The sequence below is a fragment of the Bacillus sp. z60-11 genome (assembly GCF_046464135.1).
In the GTDB taxonomy this organism is placed as follows: Bacteria; Bacillota; Bacilli; order Bacillales; family Bacillaceae; genus Bacillus; species Bacillus sonorensis_A.
On the sequence record NZ_JBIYSN010000001.1, the window covers coordinates 67777 to 83114 of the forward strand.

The following is a 15338-nucleotide window of genomic DNA, read 5'->3' on the forward strand; positions in this document are numbered from 1 at the left end:
GAGGACTTTTATAATGGAATCATTATTTTCAAGCCGCAAACGCGACGATATTCTGCAGGCTATGACAAAACAGACGTATGATGTGTTTATTATCGGAGGGGGAATCACGGGAGCCGGAACGGCCTTGGATGCCGCTTCACGGGGGATGAAAACAGCTCTTTGCGAAATGCAGGACTTCGCCGCAGGGACATCAAGCCGTTCAACGAAGCTCGTCCATGGAGGGCTCCGCTATTTAAAGCAGTTTGAAGTCAAAATGGTCGCCGAAGTCGGCAAAGAGCGGGCGATTGTTTATGAAAACGGACCGCATGTGACAACACCCGAATGGATGCTTCTGCCGATGCATAAAGGAGGCACATTTGGCAAGTTCTCGACATCGATCGGCCTCAGGGTGTATGACTTTTTGGCGGGCGTCAAAAAATCCGAGCGGAGAAGCATGCTGAACGCGAACGAAACGCTCGACAAAGAGCCGCTTGTGAAAAAGGACGGCCTGAAAGGCGGCGGCTATTATGTCGAATACCGCACAGATGACGCCAGACTGACAATGGAAGTATTAAAAGAAGCGGTCAATTTTGGAGCCGATGCCGTAAACTATGCGAAAGTAAGCGAATTTCTCTATGAGAACGGCAAGGTCAGAGGCGTGGTCATTGAAGATGTCCTGACAAAGAAAACGTACCGCGTCTATGCGAAAAAAGTCGTCAATGCGACAGGCCCTTGGGTCGACCGCCTGAGAGAAAAAGACCGTTCAAAAGAAGGCAAACACCTTCAGCATACAAAGGGTGTACACCTTGTCTTCGACCAATCGGTATTCCCATTAAAACAAGCGGTTTATTTCGACACACCCGACGGCCGCATGGTCTTTGCCATACCGAGGGACGGCAAGGCATATGTCGGAACAACCGATACCGTCTACACCAAAGATCTTGAACATCCGCGAATGACGACTGAAGACAGGGATTATGTCATCAACGCGATCAATTATATGTTCCCTAGTCTAGGCATCAAAGCCGATGATGTGGAATCCAGCTGGGCCGGGCTCAGACCGCTGATTCATGAAGAAGGAAAAGATCCGTCCGAGATTTCCCGAAAAGACGAAATCTGGACATCGGACTCCGGTTTGATCACGATTGCCGGGGGAAAACTGACCGGCTACAGAAAAATGGCTGAACATATCGTCGATCTTGTCAGAACGCGCTTAAAAGAGGAAGGAGACAAAGACTTCGGACCTTGCAAAACGAAAACGATGCCGATTTCAGGCGGCCACATCGGCGGTTCCAAAAACCTGCAGGCTTTTATCGAGAAAAAAGCCGCCGAAGGCGCTGCAGCAGGTTTGACAGAACAAACAGCCGCTCAGCTTGCTGCAAGATACGGATCAAATACAGACCGCCTGTTTGAACGGGTGAAAACGCTCAAAGAAGAAGCAGCTAAACGACGTATTCCGGTTCACGTGCTGGCGGAGATGGACTACGCCATCGATGAAGAAATGGCCGCTTCACTAGCAGACTTCTTTGTCCGCAGAACGGGTGCATTATTCTTTGACATTGATTGGGTCCGCACTTATAAAGAGGGACTTACGGAGTATATGAGTGATAAGCTGAACTGGGACGCTGAAACAAAGGCCGAACAGGTCAAAACATTGGAACAGCTTCTCCATGACGCCGTTGTCCCGCTTGCAAGCAAATAAGCGAATTGATTCTAAAGACCTGTGTCGATTTTGCTCATAATAGAGTCTATATGACTAAAATGGAGCTGCCCCCGCAAAGGGCAGCCTCATTTTTTGAGATGAGCCGTCTAACTTTGGACAAAGCAGGCGTTTATCCGATAATATAAAAAGAAAAGCCGCGATTACATAAGCGAAACAATGGAGGTCTGTCATGAGCTGGAGAAAAAGCTATGAACGCTGGAAGAACACGGATAACCTGGATCCTGAATTAAAATCTTTGCTTCTTGCAGCAGAAGGAAATGAAAAAGAACTGGAGGATTGCTTTTATAAAAAGCTTGAATTCGGAACGGCAGGTATGCGCGGAGAAATCGGACCAGGTCCAAACCGGATGAACGTCTATACGGTCCGCAAAGCATCGGCGGGGCTTGCTTCTTATATTGCCGCAAGCGGTGAAGAAGCCAAAAAGCGGGGCGTTGTCATCGCTTATGATTCCCGCCACAAGTCGCCTGAATTTGCGATGGAAGCGGCCAAAACACTTGGCGCAAACGGTGTGCAAACATACTTGTTTGACGAACTTCGCCCGACACCTGAGCTTTCATTTGCTGTAAGAGAACTGAACGCATACGCCGGAATCGTCATTACGGCAAGCCATAATCCGCCGGAATACAACGGCTACAAAGTATACGGCGATGACGGAGCACAGCTGACGCCAGAAGCTGCTGATAAGCTCATCGGCCATGTCAATGCGATAGAAAACGAACTGGAGATCACAGAAGGCGATCAGGATGCCTTAACAGAAAAAGGGCTGATTAACATCATCGGCGAAGATATTGATCAAGCATACCTTGAGAAGCTGACAACGATCTCCGTCAATCCGGATTTGTCCAAAGAAACAGATGTAAAGGTGATTTTCACACCGCTTCACGGCACGGCTAACAAATCTGTCAGACGAGGACTGAAAGCACTCGGCTATGAACAGGTAACCGTTGTCCCTGAACAGGAGCTTCCTGATCCCGATTTTTCAACCGTTTCTTCACCGAATCCTGAAGAACACGCCGCTTTTGAGTATGCGATCAAACTCGGAGAAGAAAAAGGAGCCGATATCCTGATCGGGACCGATCCCGATGCGGACCGCCTCGGCGTCGCCGTGAAAGATCACGACGGCCGCTACGTTGTATTGACGGGCAACCAGACAGGAGCGCTACTCCTTCATTACCTGCTTTCGCAAAAACAGGAAAAAGGAATCCTCCCGGAAAACGGAGTCGTTTTAAAAACGATTGTGACAAGTGAAATGGGGCGCGATATCGCCGCTTCATTCGGGCTCGATACAATCGATGTGCTGACAGGCTTTAAATTCATCGGCGAAAAAATTAAGCAGTACCATGTTTCAGGCGAATACACTTTCCAGTTCGGCTATGAAGAAAGCTACGGCTATTTAATCGGCGACTTTGCAAGGGATAAGGACGCCGTACAAGCTGCGCTCCTTGCCGTTGAAGTCTGCGCCTTCTACAAGAAGCAGGGAAAATCCCTGTACGACGGGCTGCAGGAGCTGTATAAAACATACGGTTATTATCGTGAAGGCTTGAAATCCCTTACCCTCAAAGGGAAAGAAGGAGCTGAACAGATCGCTGCCATTCTCAGCACTTTTAGAGAGCAGCCGCCACATGTAATCGCCGGAAAAGACGTGGTATCAGCCGAAGACTATCTCGCCGGCAAACGGACGCTTTTGAAGGAAAACAAGGAAGAAATGATCGACCTTCCAAAATCGAATGTGCTGAAATATTTCCTTGAAGACGGATCGTGGTTCTGCCTAAGGCCATCCGGCACGGAGCCGAAAGTGAAGTTTTATTTCGCGGTCAAAGGCGATACGGACGAAGACAGTGAAGCCCGTCTGAACACCTTATCAGATGAAGTGATGAAAAAAATAGACGAGATTGTAGAGGCAACCTCGAAATCGTAAGCCAAAAATCCGCCGGGCAGGCGGATTTTTTCGTTTGCATTGAAAAGTTATCCTGATTGATGTAATATATAATTTGCATTAAGTAATGTATATATTGCATATAACGAGGGGGATTAAGCTGTCATGAAGTTCTTTAAATCAGGAGACGAATATGTTAACAAGAGCATGAACCAATTTTTCAGCGAAGCCGGTATGATGATCGCAGCCCTATTGTTTCTCGATTTTCTGATCAGAGGCTTAATTTTGCAGAGGCCATCATCCGAATATTTGGTCAGCGGGATCGCTTTTGCAGTATACGCGGGCTGGATCTTGCTCCGCTATCTTTTATCAGGCCTTGAGTATCCGGAGATTGCCAGCAAAACGGCTTACCGAAAAAAAAGAAAAGAAATGCTGGCCGTCAGCATTACTTCAGGTATCATTTTTTCTATTTTAACGCTTATTTTCACTGGCATTCCGGACGGCCCGGAGGAATGGCTGGACCTGATTGTCATGTTTGTGCTTTTTACCTTTCTCTACTTCATCACCAATTTTATTTCTTTACACAAATCTTTCAAAAAAAATCAAGATCTTTTGGATGATTAAATCGACATGGCGGGTGAGGAGATGGTTAACAGAGTGAAATTGGCCCGAATCGAAAAATCGTGGACTCAGGCGCAATTGGCCGAACGGGTTCATGTGACAAGGCAGACGATCGGGCTGATTGAAAAAAACAAATACAATCCGACATTGCAGCTTTGCATCGCCATTGCAAAAGCGCTGGACAAAACGTTGGACGAATTATTTTGGGATTGAAGCCGGACGATGAATTCTTCTTTTTGTTTGGCACAGGGGATTTGCGGAATACATAGCAAGTCAAGCCGATTAGGGAATATAAGAAAATCGACCATCACAACACCTCAAAGATGACACTTCGCGTCCTAAGCCAAAAGTCTTAGAACGATTCAGCACAAATGGTGAGCCATTTCAGAACCTCTGGGGGAGCCGCTTTTTAAAAAACATTTGTATAATAAAATAAGCCGTCAGTTCGAACGAATTTAAAAGAAGGGCGGATGAAGCTGTTGGGAGAAAACACCCGGTTTGAAAAGTTAAAAACACTGAAAGAAATCGCGGAAACTTTAAATGAAGGGCACTATCTACAGGAAACCCTTGATGCCGTCTTAAAAAAGCTGCTTGATCTAACAGGACTCAGGACGGCATGGCTATTTTTAATTGATGAAAAAGGCGGGTTTGAGCTGGCAGCTTCCGCTTTTTTACCCGAGGCTCTGGCTTATGACAACAGTCGTTTACTGTGTGAAGGAGGATGCTACTGCATTCAGCAGTACAGGGATGAAAACATGGACAGGGCGACAAATATCATTCACTGTCAGCGCATTGAAGCGGCGATTAAAATGAAGAGGGGCGACCCGGAAGGCATTACACACCATGCAACAGTGCCCCTTAGAGACCAGAATAAACGCTTCGGTCTTTTGAATGTGGCCGCTCCCGGCAAGAGCCATTTTGATCGGGAAGAGCTGGCTCTTTTAGAGGCCGTCGCTCTCCAAATCGGCACAGCGATTAAGCGGATCAAGCTCGCCGAACATGAACGCAGGAATCTATTGTTGACCGAGCGGAACAGGCTCGCGCAAGATTTGCATGACTCCGTCAATCAAATGATTTTTTCTTTAAGCTTGACCGCCAAAGCCGCGGGCGAGCTGACAGATAACCCTGACGTCTGTGAAATGCTTGAGTTTATCCAGCATCTGTCACATGAAGCACTGCTTGAGATGAGGGCGTTGATTTGGCAGCTCAGGCCCCAGGGACTTGAGGAAGGACTGTCGGCGGCTGTTGAAAAGTATGCCGAAGTCCTCGGGCTTGATGTCAACATGACACAGAGCGGTGTGCTCCGCTTATCGCCGGAAGAGGAAGAGCTGTTTTGGCGCCTGAGCCAGGAAGCACTCAGCAACTGTAAAAAACATGCCGAAGCGAAACTCGTCCATGTAAACATCAGTGTGTCCCCGTCATCTGCCGTACTTGAAATTGAGGATGATGGTAAAGGATTTCTATACGATCCCGATTCAAATCTTCCAACGTTCGGCTTAAAAGGGATGAAAGAGCGGACGGAAAAAGCCGGCGGTCTCTTCCAGCTTGAAACGGACATCAACAAAGGGACGAAAATCCGGGTGTTACTGCCTTTAAGGGAGAAGGGGGAGGCAAAGTGGAGAAAATAAAAATCATCATTGCCGATGATCATCATATTGTCAGAAAAGGCCTGCTGTTTTTTTTCAAAACGCAAAGAGATCTCGAAGTCGCAGGGGAAGCATCGACTGGTGTGGAAGTGTTGGAAGCGTTGAAGCGGCACGCGGCCGACATCGTCCTGATGGATCTATCGATGCCCGAAATGGACGGAATTGAAGCGACAAAACAGATCAAAAAAGCCCATCCTCGAGTAAAAGTGATCGTCTTGACAAGCTATGCCGATGAAGCGCATGTGATTCCGGCGATCCAGGCCGGCGCTGAAGCCTATCAGCTCAAAGATGCCGAGCCGGATGAGCTTGTCGAAACGATCAGGGCTGTGCACGAAGGCAGGCATACGCTTGACCCGAAGATTATGTCCCACATCTTTCACCATATGTCACAGGCTCATGAGAAAGAAAGAATCCACCAATTGACAAATAGAGAAAAAGATGTTTTATTTGAAATTGCTCAAGGCAAAAGCAATAAGGAAATTGCAGCTTCATTATTTATCAGTGAAAAAACGGTCAAAACCCACGTATCCAATCTGCTGTCAAAGCTTGAACTGTCAGATCGGACACAGGCTGCATTGTTTGCCGTGAAACATGATATATATCCAAATACCAGGAGATGATCAAATGAAAATCACCGTTATCAGCGGAACCGCAAGAAAAAAAGGAAGAACGAGGATCGCCGCATCATATATCGCCAACACATACCACACCGACCTGATCGATTTAAGCGAATTCATTCTGCCGGTTTTTAACGGAGAGGAAGAACAGTTTGCCTTGGAAAATGTGCAAAACCTGAAAAAAGCCGTAAAAGAAGCGGATGCTGTCGTGTTATTATCCCCGGAATATCACAGCGGTATGAGCGGCGCTTTAAAAAATGCGCTCGACTTTTTAAGCAATGAGCAGTTTGCCGGAAAACCGGTGGCATTGTTTGCATGTGCCGGCGGCGGAAAAGGCGGGATGAACGCTCTGACCAACATGCGCATCGTAGCTCGCGGCCTGTATGCGAATGTGATCACAAAGCAGCTGATACTCGACCCGATCCATATTGATGAGGCAAACAGTACGGTCGCAGAAGAAGCGCAAGTGAGCATCAAACATGTGATGGAAGAACTTCTGTTGTTTGCCAAATTTCAAAAAGCCTGACGCTTGATAAAGCGCCAGGCTTTTTTTATGTGAAGACAAGCACGCCGTTTTCGTTTTCATGCCCGGTAAATGAAGCATGATCAATATATTGAAGCAGGTCATAAAGCCTTTTTTCGACTATGGTGTCGTCCCTTTCAAAATTATAGGCGTGCAAGAAATGTTCAATTCGTTTGGATAGCAAATCATCCTCGGTGCGCACCATTAAGATGAGCAGGTTATCCCATTGAGATCGGTGCGTGTAATACAAAGCTTTATCATAATCGGCATAGTTCACTTCGCGATTCTCCCTTCTTTCTTAAGGAGTCTTGATTATTTTATGTGACGGAGGCATTTTTTCTTCGGGCAAAACTTGGTCTCCCTGACGTGCAGAGCCTAGAAATATGAGGATGGTATAAGGAAAACGAAAAATTTTGCATGTCAGCCGTTTTTCTGGTCATGATAATCATATGTACAATGCAAACGGAGCGATCCAACAATGAAGAAATTCGCGGTCTTTTTCAGTGTGCTCGTGCTTTTCACATTCATGGAGAACCATATATCAGGGCTTGAACACGATTCGGCTGACAGGTGGGAAAGAATCGCCTGGAGCGCGCTTGAGGAAAAATACAAGGGCGCCAAATTAGAGGATTATGAATATGTAGGGCGGACCGAGGTCAATGATGAACAGGCAAAAGATGTATTCAGGGTGACCGTCATTCAGGAAGGCAAAGCCTTTTCAGCGCATGCGGAAGTCTATTTTCATCCGGTGACAAATGCGATTATCAGCGTACAGATATTTCCCCTGTAAAAAAAACGAAGGAGACGATTCCTTCGTTAACTCAACAATTTACGTATGTGGTCCTGATTAAAGATGATGTCCTGAAGAGTATATTGATCAAGCACTTCCAAATATGCGGAAAGCGCTTTGTTTAATACATGTTTTAACCCGCATGTAGGGGAAAGAATGCAGTTGTTTTTTTCTTTATTAAAGCATTCCACAAGATCAAAATCATCTTCAGTTTTTCGGATGACTTCACCGATATTAATCTGTTCAGGCGCTTTTCCGAGACGGATTCCGCCATTGCGGCCCCGAATCGTTTCCACGTAGCCAAGCTTGCCAAGCTCGTAAATCACCTTCATGAGGTGGTTTTTTGAAATGGAGTAGGTGTCGGCGATGTCCTTTATATTGACAAGCTCGTTTGAGTTTTTGGATGCTAGAAAAATCAGAACTCTTAATGAGTAGTCCGTATAATTTGTTAATTTCATCGCATTACCCTCAATCAAACAAGTTTACATTATCTTATCACATTTGCCTCCGCTTATGAGGGTGAAGCGGAAATTGTTACAAAAATATAAAACATTCGTTCATAATATTGCTTTAATGAACCGAAAGGACTACGATAAAGATGTAGATAAAATACATCTTTAACCTAAGAAATACTTTAAAAAAGACCGTTTTGCGCCTTTAAAGATGTATTTTAAATATATCTTTAAAGAAACTGGAGAGGAGCAAACAGTATGCTATCTGAAAAAACAATGCAAATCGTGAAATCGACTGCCCCTGTTTTAAAGGAAAAAGGAACGGAGATTACATCTTGTTTTTACAAAAGAATGTTCAACGCACATCCTGAGCTGAAGAACATTTTTAACATGTCACGTCAGCAGACCGGCGGCCAGCCTAAAGCGCTGGCTTACACGGTTTTGCAGGCGGCGGAGAATATCGACCGCCTCGAAGCGCTCCTGCCGGTTGTCAAACAGATCGGACATAAGCATAAAAGTCTGGATGTGAAGCCTGAGCACTATCCGATCGTCGGCCAGCACCTGTTGGAAGCGATTGAAATCGTGCTCGGCGACGCTGCGACAGAGGAGATTCTTCAGGCATGGGCAGAGGCGTATGAAGAGATCGCCCGCGTGTTTATTGAAATCGAAAAGCAAATGTATGATGAAGACAAAAAACTTCCTGAAAGCTGGGAAGGCTTTAAACCGTTTGTCGTCTTAGATAAGCGGCAGGAATCTGAGACGATCACTTCCTTTTATTTAAAACCGGCTGACGGAACAGACCTGCCGCCTTTCAGCCCGGGCCAATACGTGTCTGTGCGGATTAAAATTCCGGGAGAGGCATACTTTTTAACAAGACAGTACAGCTTGTCAGACGTCTGGAATATGGATTACTACCGGATTTCAGTCAAATTGGAAGCCGAAGAAGGCAAGCCGAAAGGAAGGGTATCAAGCTACCTGCATGAACAGATGGAGATTGGCGGCAGCTTGGAAGTGAGCGTCCCGGCGGGAGACTTCACACTGTCCGGACAGACGGATAAGCCGGTTTACTTTATCAGCGCCGGATCCGGCATCACTCCGGTGATGAGCATGGCGAAAACACTGGCCGCAAAAGCTGACCGGAACATCACGTTCGTACATGCAGCCAAGTCCCAAGAACAGCATGCATTTAAAGAAGAAACTGAAAAACTAATCAGCGTGAATCCGGAAAACCGCCTGCTGTTTGTTTACAGCCGCGCTGTTGAAACATCCGGCGAACATGTCATCAAAGGCCGGGTGGATGAGGAGCTTTTGAGAACGATCGTGCATGATAAAGACGGTGAATTTTATGTGTGCGGACCGCTTTCCTTCATGAAAAACGTCATCGATGGATTGCGGAATCTCGGTGTTCCCATGGAAAACATCCGTTATGAAAGCTTTGCATCTTCTCTCGAGATGGAGATTGCGAATTAAACAAAAGGCAGCTGTCAAATTGGCAGCTGCCTTAAAACATATTTCGCGTATTTCATCTTTTCGCAAACCGGCTCATACAATAAGATAAGTCCAACCGGGGGGGATTTGAGTATTGAGCGTACGGGAGCAAAAAGAACTGGAGCGGGCGATTGAGGAAATTACGGAAATCGCGAAAGGATTCGGCCTTGATTTTTACCCGATGAGATATGAAATATGTCCGGCTGAGATTATTTATACATTCGGCGCATACGGGATGCCGACGAGATACAGCCATTGGAGCTTCGGCAAGCAGTTTCATAAAATGAAGCTGCACTACGATTTTGGTCTGAGCAAGATATACGAGCTTGTCATCAACTCAGATCCTTGCTATGCGTTTTTGCTTGACAGCAATTCATTGATCCAGAACAAACTGATTGTCGCGCATGTCTTGGCACACTGCGACTTCTTTAAAAACAACTGCCGCTTTCAAAATACAAAACGCGATATGGTCGAAAGCATGGCGGCGACGGCGGAGCGGATTAAGCATTATGAGACGATCCATGGTTCAAAGGAAGTGGAAGCGTTTCTTGATGCGGTATTGGCGATTGAAGAACACATTGATCCTTCGTTGGTCAGGCCAAAACTATCCTGGAGCATCGATGATGAGGAGGAGGAAGCGGAAACGCCGGCAAGTCCTTATGATGATCTATGGGAGCTGGATCGGAAGGAGCCGAAACAGAAGAAGAAAAAAGCGAAGAAAAAGTTTCCGCCCAAATCGGAAAAGGACATCCTGCTTTTTATAGAAGAGCACTCCAGAGAACTGGAACATTGGCAGCGGGATATCCTCACAATGATGAGAGAGGAAATGCTGTACTTCTGGCCGCAGCTTGAAACCAAGATCATGAATGAAGGGTGGGCATCCTATTGGCATCAGCGGATCATCCGCGAGCTGGATCTGACCTCAAGTGAAGCGATCGAATTTGCCAAGCTGAATGCGGGTGTCGTCCAGCCATCTAAAACCGGCATCAATCCTTATTATCTCGGTTTGAAAATTTTTGAAGACATCGAAGAACGCTACAACAACCCGACCGAAGACATGAAGAAAATGGGGGTTGAGCCAAACTCCGGAAAAGAGAAAATCTTTGAAGTGAGGGAAATCGAATCAGACATTTCCTTTATCCGCAACTACTTGACAAAGGATCTTGTGATGAGAGAAGACCTCTATCTGTTTCAAAAGCAGGGAAGGGATTATAAAATTGTTGACAAGGAATGGGAAGCCGTTCGCGATCAGCTTGTCAGCATGAGGGTAAACGGAGGCTTTCCATACCTGACCGTCGAGGACGGAGATTATTTAAAAAATAACGAACTCTATATCAAACATTGGTATGAAGGAATTGAACTCGATTTAAAGTATCTTGAAAAAGTGCTGCCCTACCTCCATCAGCTGTGGGGAAGAAGCGTGCATGTCGAAACCGTGCTTGAGGATAAACCCGTCATGTTTTCATATGACGGAAAGGCTGTTCATCGCAGATATTTGTAGCCTGAAAAAGAGGGGATTCCCCTCTTTTTTTGCTGCACCGCCAATAACCGCTAAATCGCTCTTGAAAAGGGCCGACCGCTGCACCGGTGTGTCCGGTTTGTATTCAAACGGTTGTCTAAAGGATTGATCCGCCTATTAGAGTCATTCACTATAGTCGGGAAAGAAAGCATGTTTGTCCAGTTCTGCTTATTTATTAAAATGCTGTATAAGTATTGTAGAATAGTAAATGTTTTGACGGGGTGGTCTTTCTATAAATGCCGATATTTACCTATTGGAAACGTAATAATGTAGTATTTAGGTTACCTTTGCAATGTAAATGAAATGTTTTATACCCTTAAAAACTTTTTTTGAAAACGAATAAGTAAGAAATTTGATGTGGGAAGTCAAGACTATTTCTGATGGAATCGTCTCCTTATAATAGAAACAAAGGAAGGCGGTAGAAGCCGTTTTACTTTCTAACAATAAGAGATCACTTGTATTGAAAAACATAAAAAAATCTACTTTGGGAGGACAACATGAAGAAACAAGTATTAACGGCTGCATCAGCGATTGTTTTGGGGACAACTTTGTTTGCGGGAGCGGCGTCGGCACAAACGGTTAAGGTGAAAAAAGGCGACACATTATGGGGATTTTCCAAAAAGTACGGAACGACAGTCAGCAAGATTAAAAAAGAAAACAAGCTGAATTCCGATATCATTTACATAGGACAAACGCTTTCCATCAATGGAAGCAGTAAAACATCTTCAAGCACAAACACATCTTCTTCGACATACAAAGTCGTAAGAGGAGACACCCTCTGGAAAATTTCGCGGTCCTACAATATGACGGTGAATGAGCTGAAAAATCTGAACGGTTTAAAAACAGATTTAATCCGTATCGGGCAAGTGTTGAAGGTAAAGGGGAATGCAAAAGCGGCATCTTCAAATACAGCGGTTAAATCCAGCCAGACAAGCAAATCTCAAACGTCTTCTTCAAAGCTGAATACATCAAAGCTTGTCTCAGATGCACAAGCCCTGATCGGCACACCTTACAAATGGGGCGGCACATCGCCTTCAGGTTTTGACTGCAGCGGCTTTGTCTGGTATCTCTTAAATAAACAAACGAATGTCGCAAGAACGAATACAGTCGGCTACTGGAATTCCATGACCAGCGTATCAAGCCCAGCTGTCGGCGACTTTGTTTTCTTTACCACATACCAGCCCGGACCGTCACATATGGGCGTGTATATTGGCAACAACAAGTTCATTCATGCCGGTTCAGACGGTGTGACAACAAGCGATATGACAAGCAGCTATTGGAAGCCGCGCTATCTTGGTGCAAAACGCTTCTAGTCATATGTAACCAAACCCGTTCATGCTTAGAAACGGGACAGGCTGTCGAAAAAATCGACAGCCTTTTTCTATTTCCTGATGAGAGGGGGAATAAAGGTCGTCCAATAACCCGGGGTTTTTCTTTTCCATCATAAAAACACTCTCAATGTTTGAGAGTGAGGTCCATGTATTTACACCTTCGGAGCCGGGCCACTTGTTGGGCCAGCTTTGTGTACATTGCCCGACTGTGACCAGCAGTCAGGGCTTTTTTTATTTTATGCATTTCTTAAGAAGAAATGCACTTCATCATATTAGGAGCACTTGCTATCTAAAAGTAGTCACTGTCATACCTATATAGTATCACAGTGGAATAAAAAATAAACAGATATTGGTTTACTTTTTATCGGTACTTCCTCTTCCAGCCGCCTCTGAGTTTACTTCGAGGCCGGCAATTTGGGCAGAGGTCAAAGCTCACGCCAAACGATGTGAAGTACGGCAGCCGGAAGCTTGGTCATCAAGGACAGCCTGGAAGGCGAAATACGGCGTTTCTCCCTTATTCCCTCATTCAGCAGCAGTATGATAAACCTTGTGACCCAAAATCAGACGGCTCTTTTTCCTGCAATCGTGTTTTGAGCTTTCAATCTTACTCAAATCCACAAGCTGGACAGCCAGGTTGAGCAATTTTTTCCGTTTTTAAAATCGGAACTGGGATAAAAAGGTCAAAAAGTGCTCGACTTTTTCATTATCTTTTAAACTGATCGCATAACCTCCGACGACGGGAAGCTGCATAAATCCGCACGGAACCTCTATTAATCTTCCTTCCATCAGCTCGCGGCGCACGGTTGAAAGCGGCAAGAACGAAATGCCGAGCCCTTCTGAAATAAACCTTTTCGTAATATGCGTCTGGGAGACGAGCATCGTTCTCACAAACGGAAATTTAATTCTCAGCTGTCTGACCAAGTCATCCCAGTACTCCGGGTGGTTATGGGTCAGCAATAAATATTCTTCGAGCAGCACTTTGACCTCGAGCGAAGGCGCGGTTTCCGAGTCGCGGCCGTCATGGGGGGCCACCAGAATGACGGGGTCGCTGTACATCGAATAACAGGTCAGATTTGATGATTGAACTTTTAAGCAGCTTAATCCGATATCTGCGTTCCCAGCTGAAATCAACGGGGCGATTTCAGCTGATTCGGCGATCTTCACTTTGATTTCCGAATTGGGGTGAAGCGATGTGTATTTTTTTAACACGAAAGGCAGTATCGTATCGGCGATAAGCGGCGAGACTGCGAGATTCAATGTTTGCGAATAGCCTTGCCTGATTCTGTGGAGCTCTTGCATGCTAGACTCATAGTCTTCCAGAAGACGCAGGGCAAAAGGCAGGTAGGCCCTCCCTTCTTTTGTCAAATGAATGCTTCTCCCTTTCCGGGTGAAGAGCTCGCAGCCGAGCTCTTCTTCAAGCAGCTTGATCTGCACGGTTACAGTCGGCTGGGAAATAAATAAGGTTTCTGCCGTCTTTCGGAAATTTTCATATTTTGCTGCGGTTACGAAGGTATGTAGCCATTTAAAATCCATTTGCGCTCCTCCTGATTAATATTTTTAATCGAAGACATCAATATAATTCAATATTTTTTAAATATTATATCAACTATAATGAAAGTAACAAAGGAAAAAGGAGGAATACATATGGTATATCATGGATTAAAAGGGGTTACTTGTGTTGAAACAGCGATCAGCCATATTGACGGTGAAAAGGGAAAACTGATCTACAGAGGATATCGTGCAGATGAACTGGCGCTTGCTTCGACATTTGAAGAAATTGCGTATTTAATACTGAATGGAACATTTCCAAAAGAGGAAGAACTTCGCTCATTCACCGAAACGCTTGCTTCATTCCGCATGCTGCCGGAAGCGGCTGAAAAGCTGATCGCCTGTCTTCCAAGAGAATTCGACGATATGGCGGTTCTCCGCACCGTTATCTCTTCATTCGGGGATAAAACGTATACGTTCCGCCCAACGATGGAGGAAGCCGTTCGGCTGATTGCTGCCGCACCGTCCATCATCGCTTTCAGAAAGCGCCTGATCGATGGAGAGGAACCTGTGCAGCCGCATGCTGAACTTGGCTTTGTGGAAAATTATTTTTATATGCTGAAAGGAAAGCGTCCGACCGAAGCGCAGAAAAAAGCGCTCGAAACATACATGATTCTCGCGATGGAACACGGCATGAACGCTTCAACCTTTTCGGCAAGGGTGACGGTATCTACCGAATCCGATCTTGTGTCAAGCATTACGTCCGCACTGGGGACCATGAAAGGACCTCTTCACGGCGGAGCACCGTCGGCGGTGACTGAAATGCTTGAGGATATCGGTGAAAAGGATCGTGCTGAAAGCTATCTGAGAGCGAAGCTGGAAAAAGGCGAGAGATTGATGGGATTTGGACATCGGGTCTATAAAACGCATGATCCGAGAGCGAAGGCTTTGCGGATCAAAGCGGAGGAAATTGCCGGAGGCGACAAGGATATTGATCTGGCGCTTCATGTTGAGAATACGGCGATCCGCCTGTTGGAAGAATATAAACCGGGCCGGAAGCTGTACACCAATGTTGAGTTTTACGCAGCAGCCGTCATGAAAGCGATTAATTTTGACGCATCGCTGTTTACGCCGACATTTTCGGCTGCCAGAATGGTCGGCTGGTGTGCCCACGTTTTGGAGCAGGCCGAAAACAATACGATTTTCCGGCCGTCGGCCAAATATATCGGAGACACGGTCACCCAATAATGAGAACACACGCCTTCTGAACTTGAAGTGCGTGTTT

Annotated in this window: 15 protein-coding genes; 12 read left to right on the top strand and 3 right to left on the bottom strand. The window is 45.8% G+C overall.

Translation table 11 applies throughout. The features are described from left to right. Positions 1-10 precede the first annotated feature (10 nt). From glpD to ACINLD_RS00450, 7 genes are all read left to right on the top strand, one after another. Positions 11-1681 (top strand): glycerol-3-phosphate dehydrogenase, encoded by a 1671-nt coding sequence (gene glpD, locus ACINLD_RS00420; protein ID WP_142246135.1) that lies wholly within the window; start codon positions 11-13, stop codon positions 1679-1681. 190 nt (positions 1682-1871) lie between these two features. After that, the gene (locus ACINLD_RS00425) at positions 1872-3620 is read left to right on the top strand and encodes a phospho-sugar mutase (protein WP_026586188.1); all 1749 of its coding nucleotides are present in this window, start codon (positions 1872-1874) and stop codon (positions 3618-3620) included. Positions 3621-3743: 123 nt separating this feature from the next. Continuing rightward, positions 3744-4202: a DUF6773 family protein gene (locus ACINLD_RS00430; protein ID WP_026586189.1), complete on the top strand. Its 459-nt coding sequence runs from the start codon at positions 3744-3746 to the stop codon at positions 4200-4202. A 21-nt stretch (positions 4203-4223) separates the two neighbouring features. Then, positions 4224-4412, top strand: coding sequence for a helix-turn-helix transcriptional regulator (locus ACINLD_RS00435; RefSeq protein WP_026586190.1), 189 nt, complete (start codon positions 4224-4226; stop codon positions 4410-4412). Positions 4413-4678: 266 nt separating this feature from the next. Further along, a complete protein-coding gene (locus tag ACINLD_RS00440) occupies positions 4679-5827 on the top strand; it encodes a GAF domain-containing sensor histidine kinase (RefSeq protein ID WP_026586191.1) in 1149 nt (382 codons plus the stop codon). Then, entirely contained in the window at positions 5824-6465 is a 642-nt protein-coding gene (locus tag ACINLD_RS00445) for a response regulator (protein ID WP_026586192.1), read from the top strand. The genes ACINLD_RS00440 and ACINLD_RS00445 overlap by 4 nt, the downstream gene beginning before the upstream one ends. A 4-nt stretch (positions 6466-6469) precedes the next feature. Further along, positions 6470-6988, top strand: a complete 519-nt coding sequence (locus ACINLD_RS00450; RefSeq protein WP_026586193.1) for an NADPH-dependent FMN reductase — start codon at positions 6470-6472, stop codon at positions 6986-6988. Positions 6989-7013: 25 nt separating this feature from the next. On the opposite strand, the gene ACINLD_RS00455 is transcribed toward ACINLD_RS00450, so the two are convergent. Further along, positions 7014-7262 carry a YhdB family protein gene (locus ACINLD_RS00455; protein ID WP_026586194.1) on the bottom strand — a complete coding sequence of 83 codons (249 nt, stop codon included), beginning with the start codon at positions 7260-7262 and terminating at the stop codon, positions 7014-7016. Positions 7263-7511: 249 nt separating this feature from the next. On the opposite strand from ACINLD_RS00455, the gene ACINLD_RS00460 reads away from it, so the two are divergent. Next, positions 7512-7775 (top strand): DUF3889 domain-containing protein, encoded by a 264-nt coding sequence (locus ACINLD_RS00460; RefSeq protein WP_372709768.1) that lies wholly within the window; start codon positions 7512-7514, stop codon positions 7773-7775. A 26-nt stretch (positions 7776-7801) separates the two neighbouring features. Here ACINLD_RS00460 and nsrR read toward each other — a convergent pair whose 3' ends face one another. Continuing rightward, a complete protein-coding gene (gene nsrR / locus ACINLD_RS00465; RefSeq protein WP_026586196.1) occupies positions 7802-8233 on the bottom strand; it encodes a nitric oxide-sensing transcriptional repressor NsrR in 432 nt (143 codons plus the stop codon). 252 nt (positions 8234-8485) lie between these two features. On the opposite strand from nsrR, the gene hmpA reads away from it, so the two are divergent. The 3 genes from hmpA (at position 8486) to ACINLD_RS00480 (ending at position 12547) form a co-directional block, all read left to right on the top strand. Further along, complete coding sequence (gene hmpA / locus ACINLD_RS00470; protein WP_026586197.1) at positions 8486-9697, top strand: NO-inducible flavohemoprotein; 1212 nt, start codon at positions 8486-8488, stop codon at positions 9695-9697. A gap of 112 nt (positions 9698-9809) precedes the next feature. Beyond that, positions 9810-11216 (top strand): SpoVR family protein, encoded by a 1407-nt coding sequence (locus tag ACINLD_RS00475; protein ID WP_026586198.1) that lies wholly within the window; start codon positions 9810-9812, stop codon positions 11214-11216. 515 nt (positions 11217-11731) lie between these two features. Further along, positions 11732-12547 carry a C40 family peptidase gene (locus ACINLD_RS00480; RefSeq protein WP_077737135.1) on the top strand — a complete coding sequence of 272 codons (816 nt, stop codon included), beginning with the start codon at positions 11732-11734 and terminating at the stop codon, positions 12545-12547. A gap of 672 nt (positions 12548-13219) precedes the next feature. Here the strand turns inward: ACINLD_RS00480 and ACINLD_RS00485 are convergent. Further along, positions 13220-14098 (bottom strand): LysR family transcriptional regulator, encoded by an 879-nt coding sequence (locus ACINLD_RS00485; RefSeq protein WP_409445036.1) that lies wholly within the window; start codon positions 14096-14098, stop codon positions 13220-13222. A gap of 111 nt (positions 14099-14209) precedes the next feature. Here ACINLD_RS00485 and ACINLD_RS00490 point away from each other — a divergent pair, with 111 nt between their 5' ends. Next, complete coding sequence (locus ACINLD_RS00490; protein WP_026586201.1) at positions 14210-15301, top strand: citrate synthase/methylcitrate synthase; 1092 nt, start codon at positions 14210-14212, stop codon at positions 15299-15301. The last annotated feature ends 37 nt before the right edge of the window (positions 15302-15338 follow it).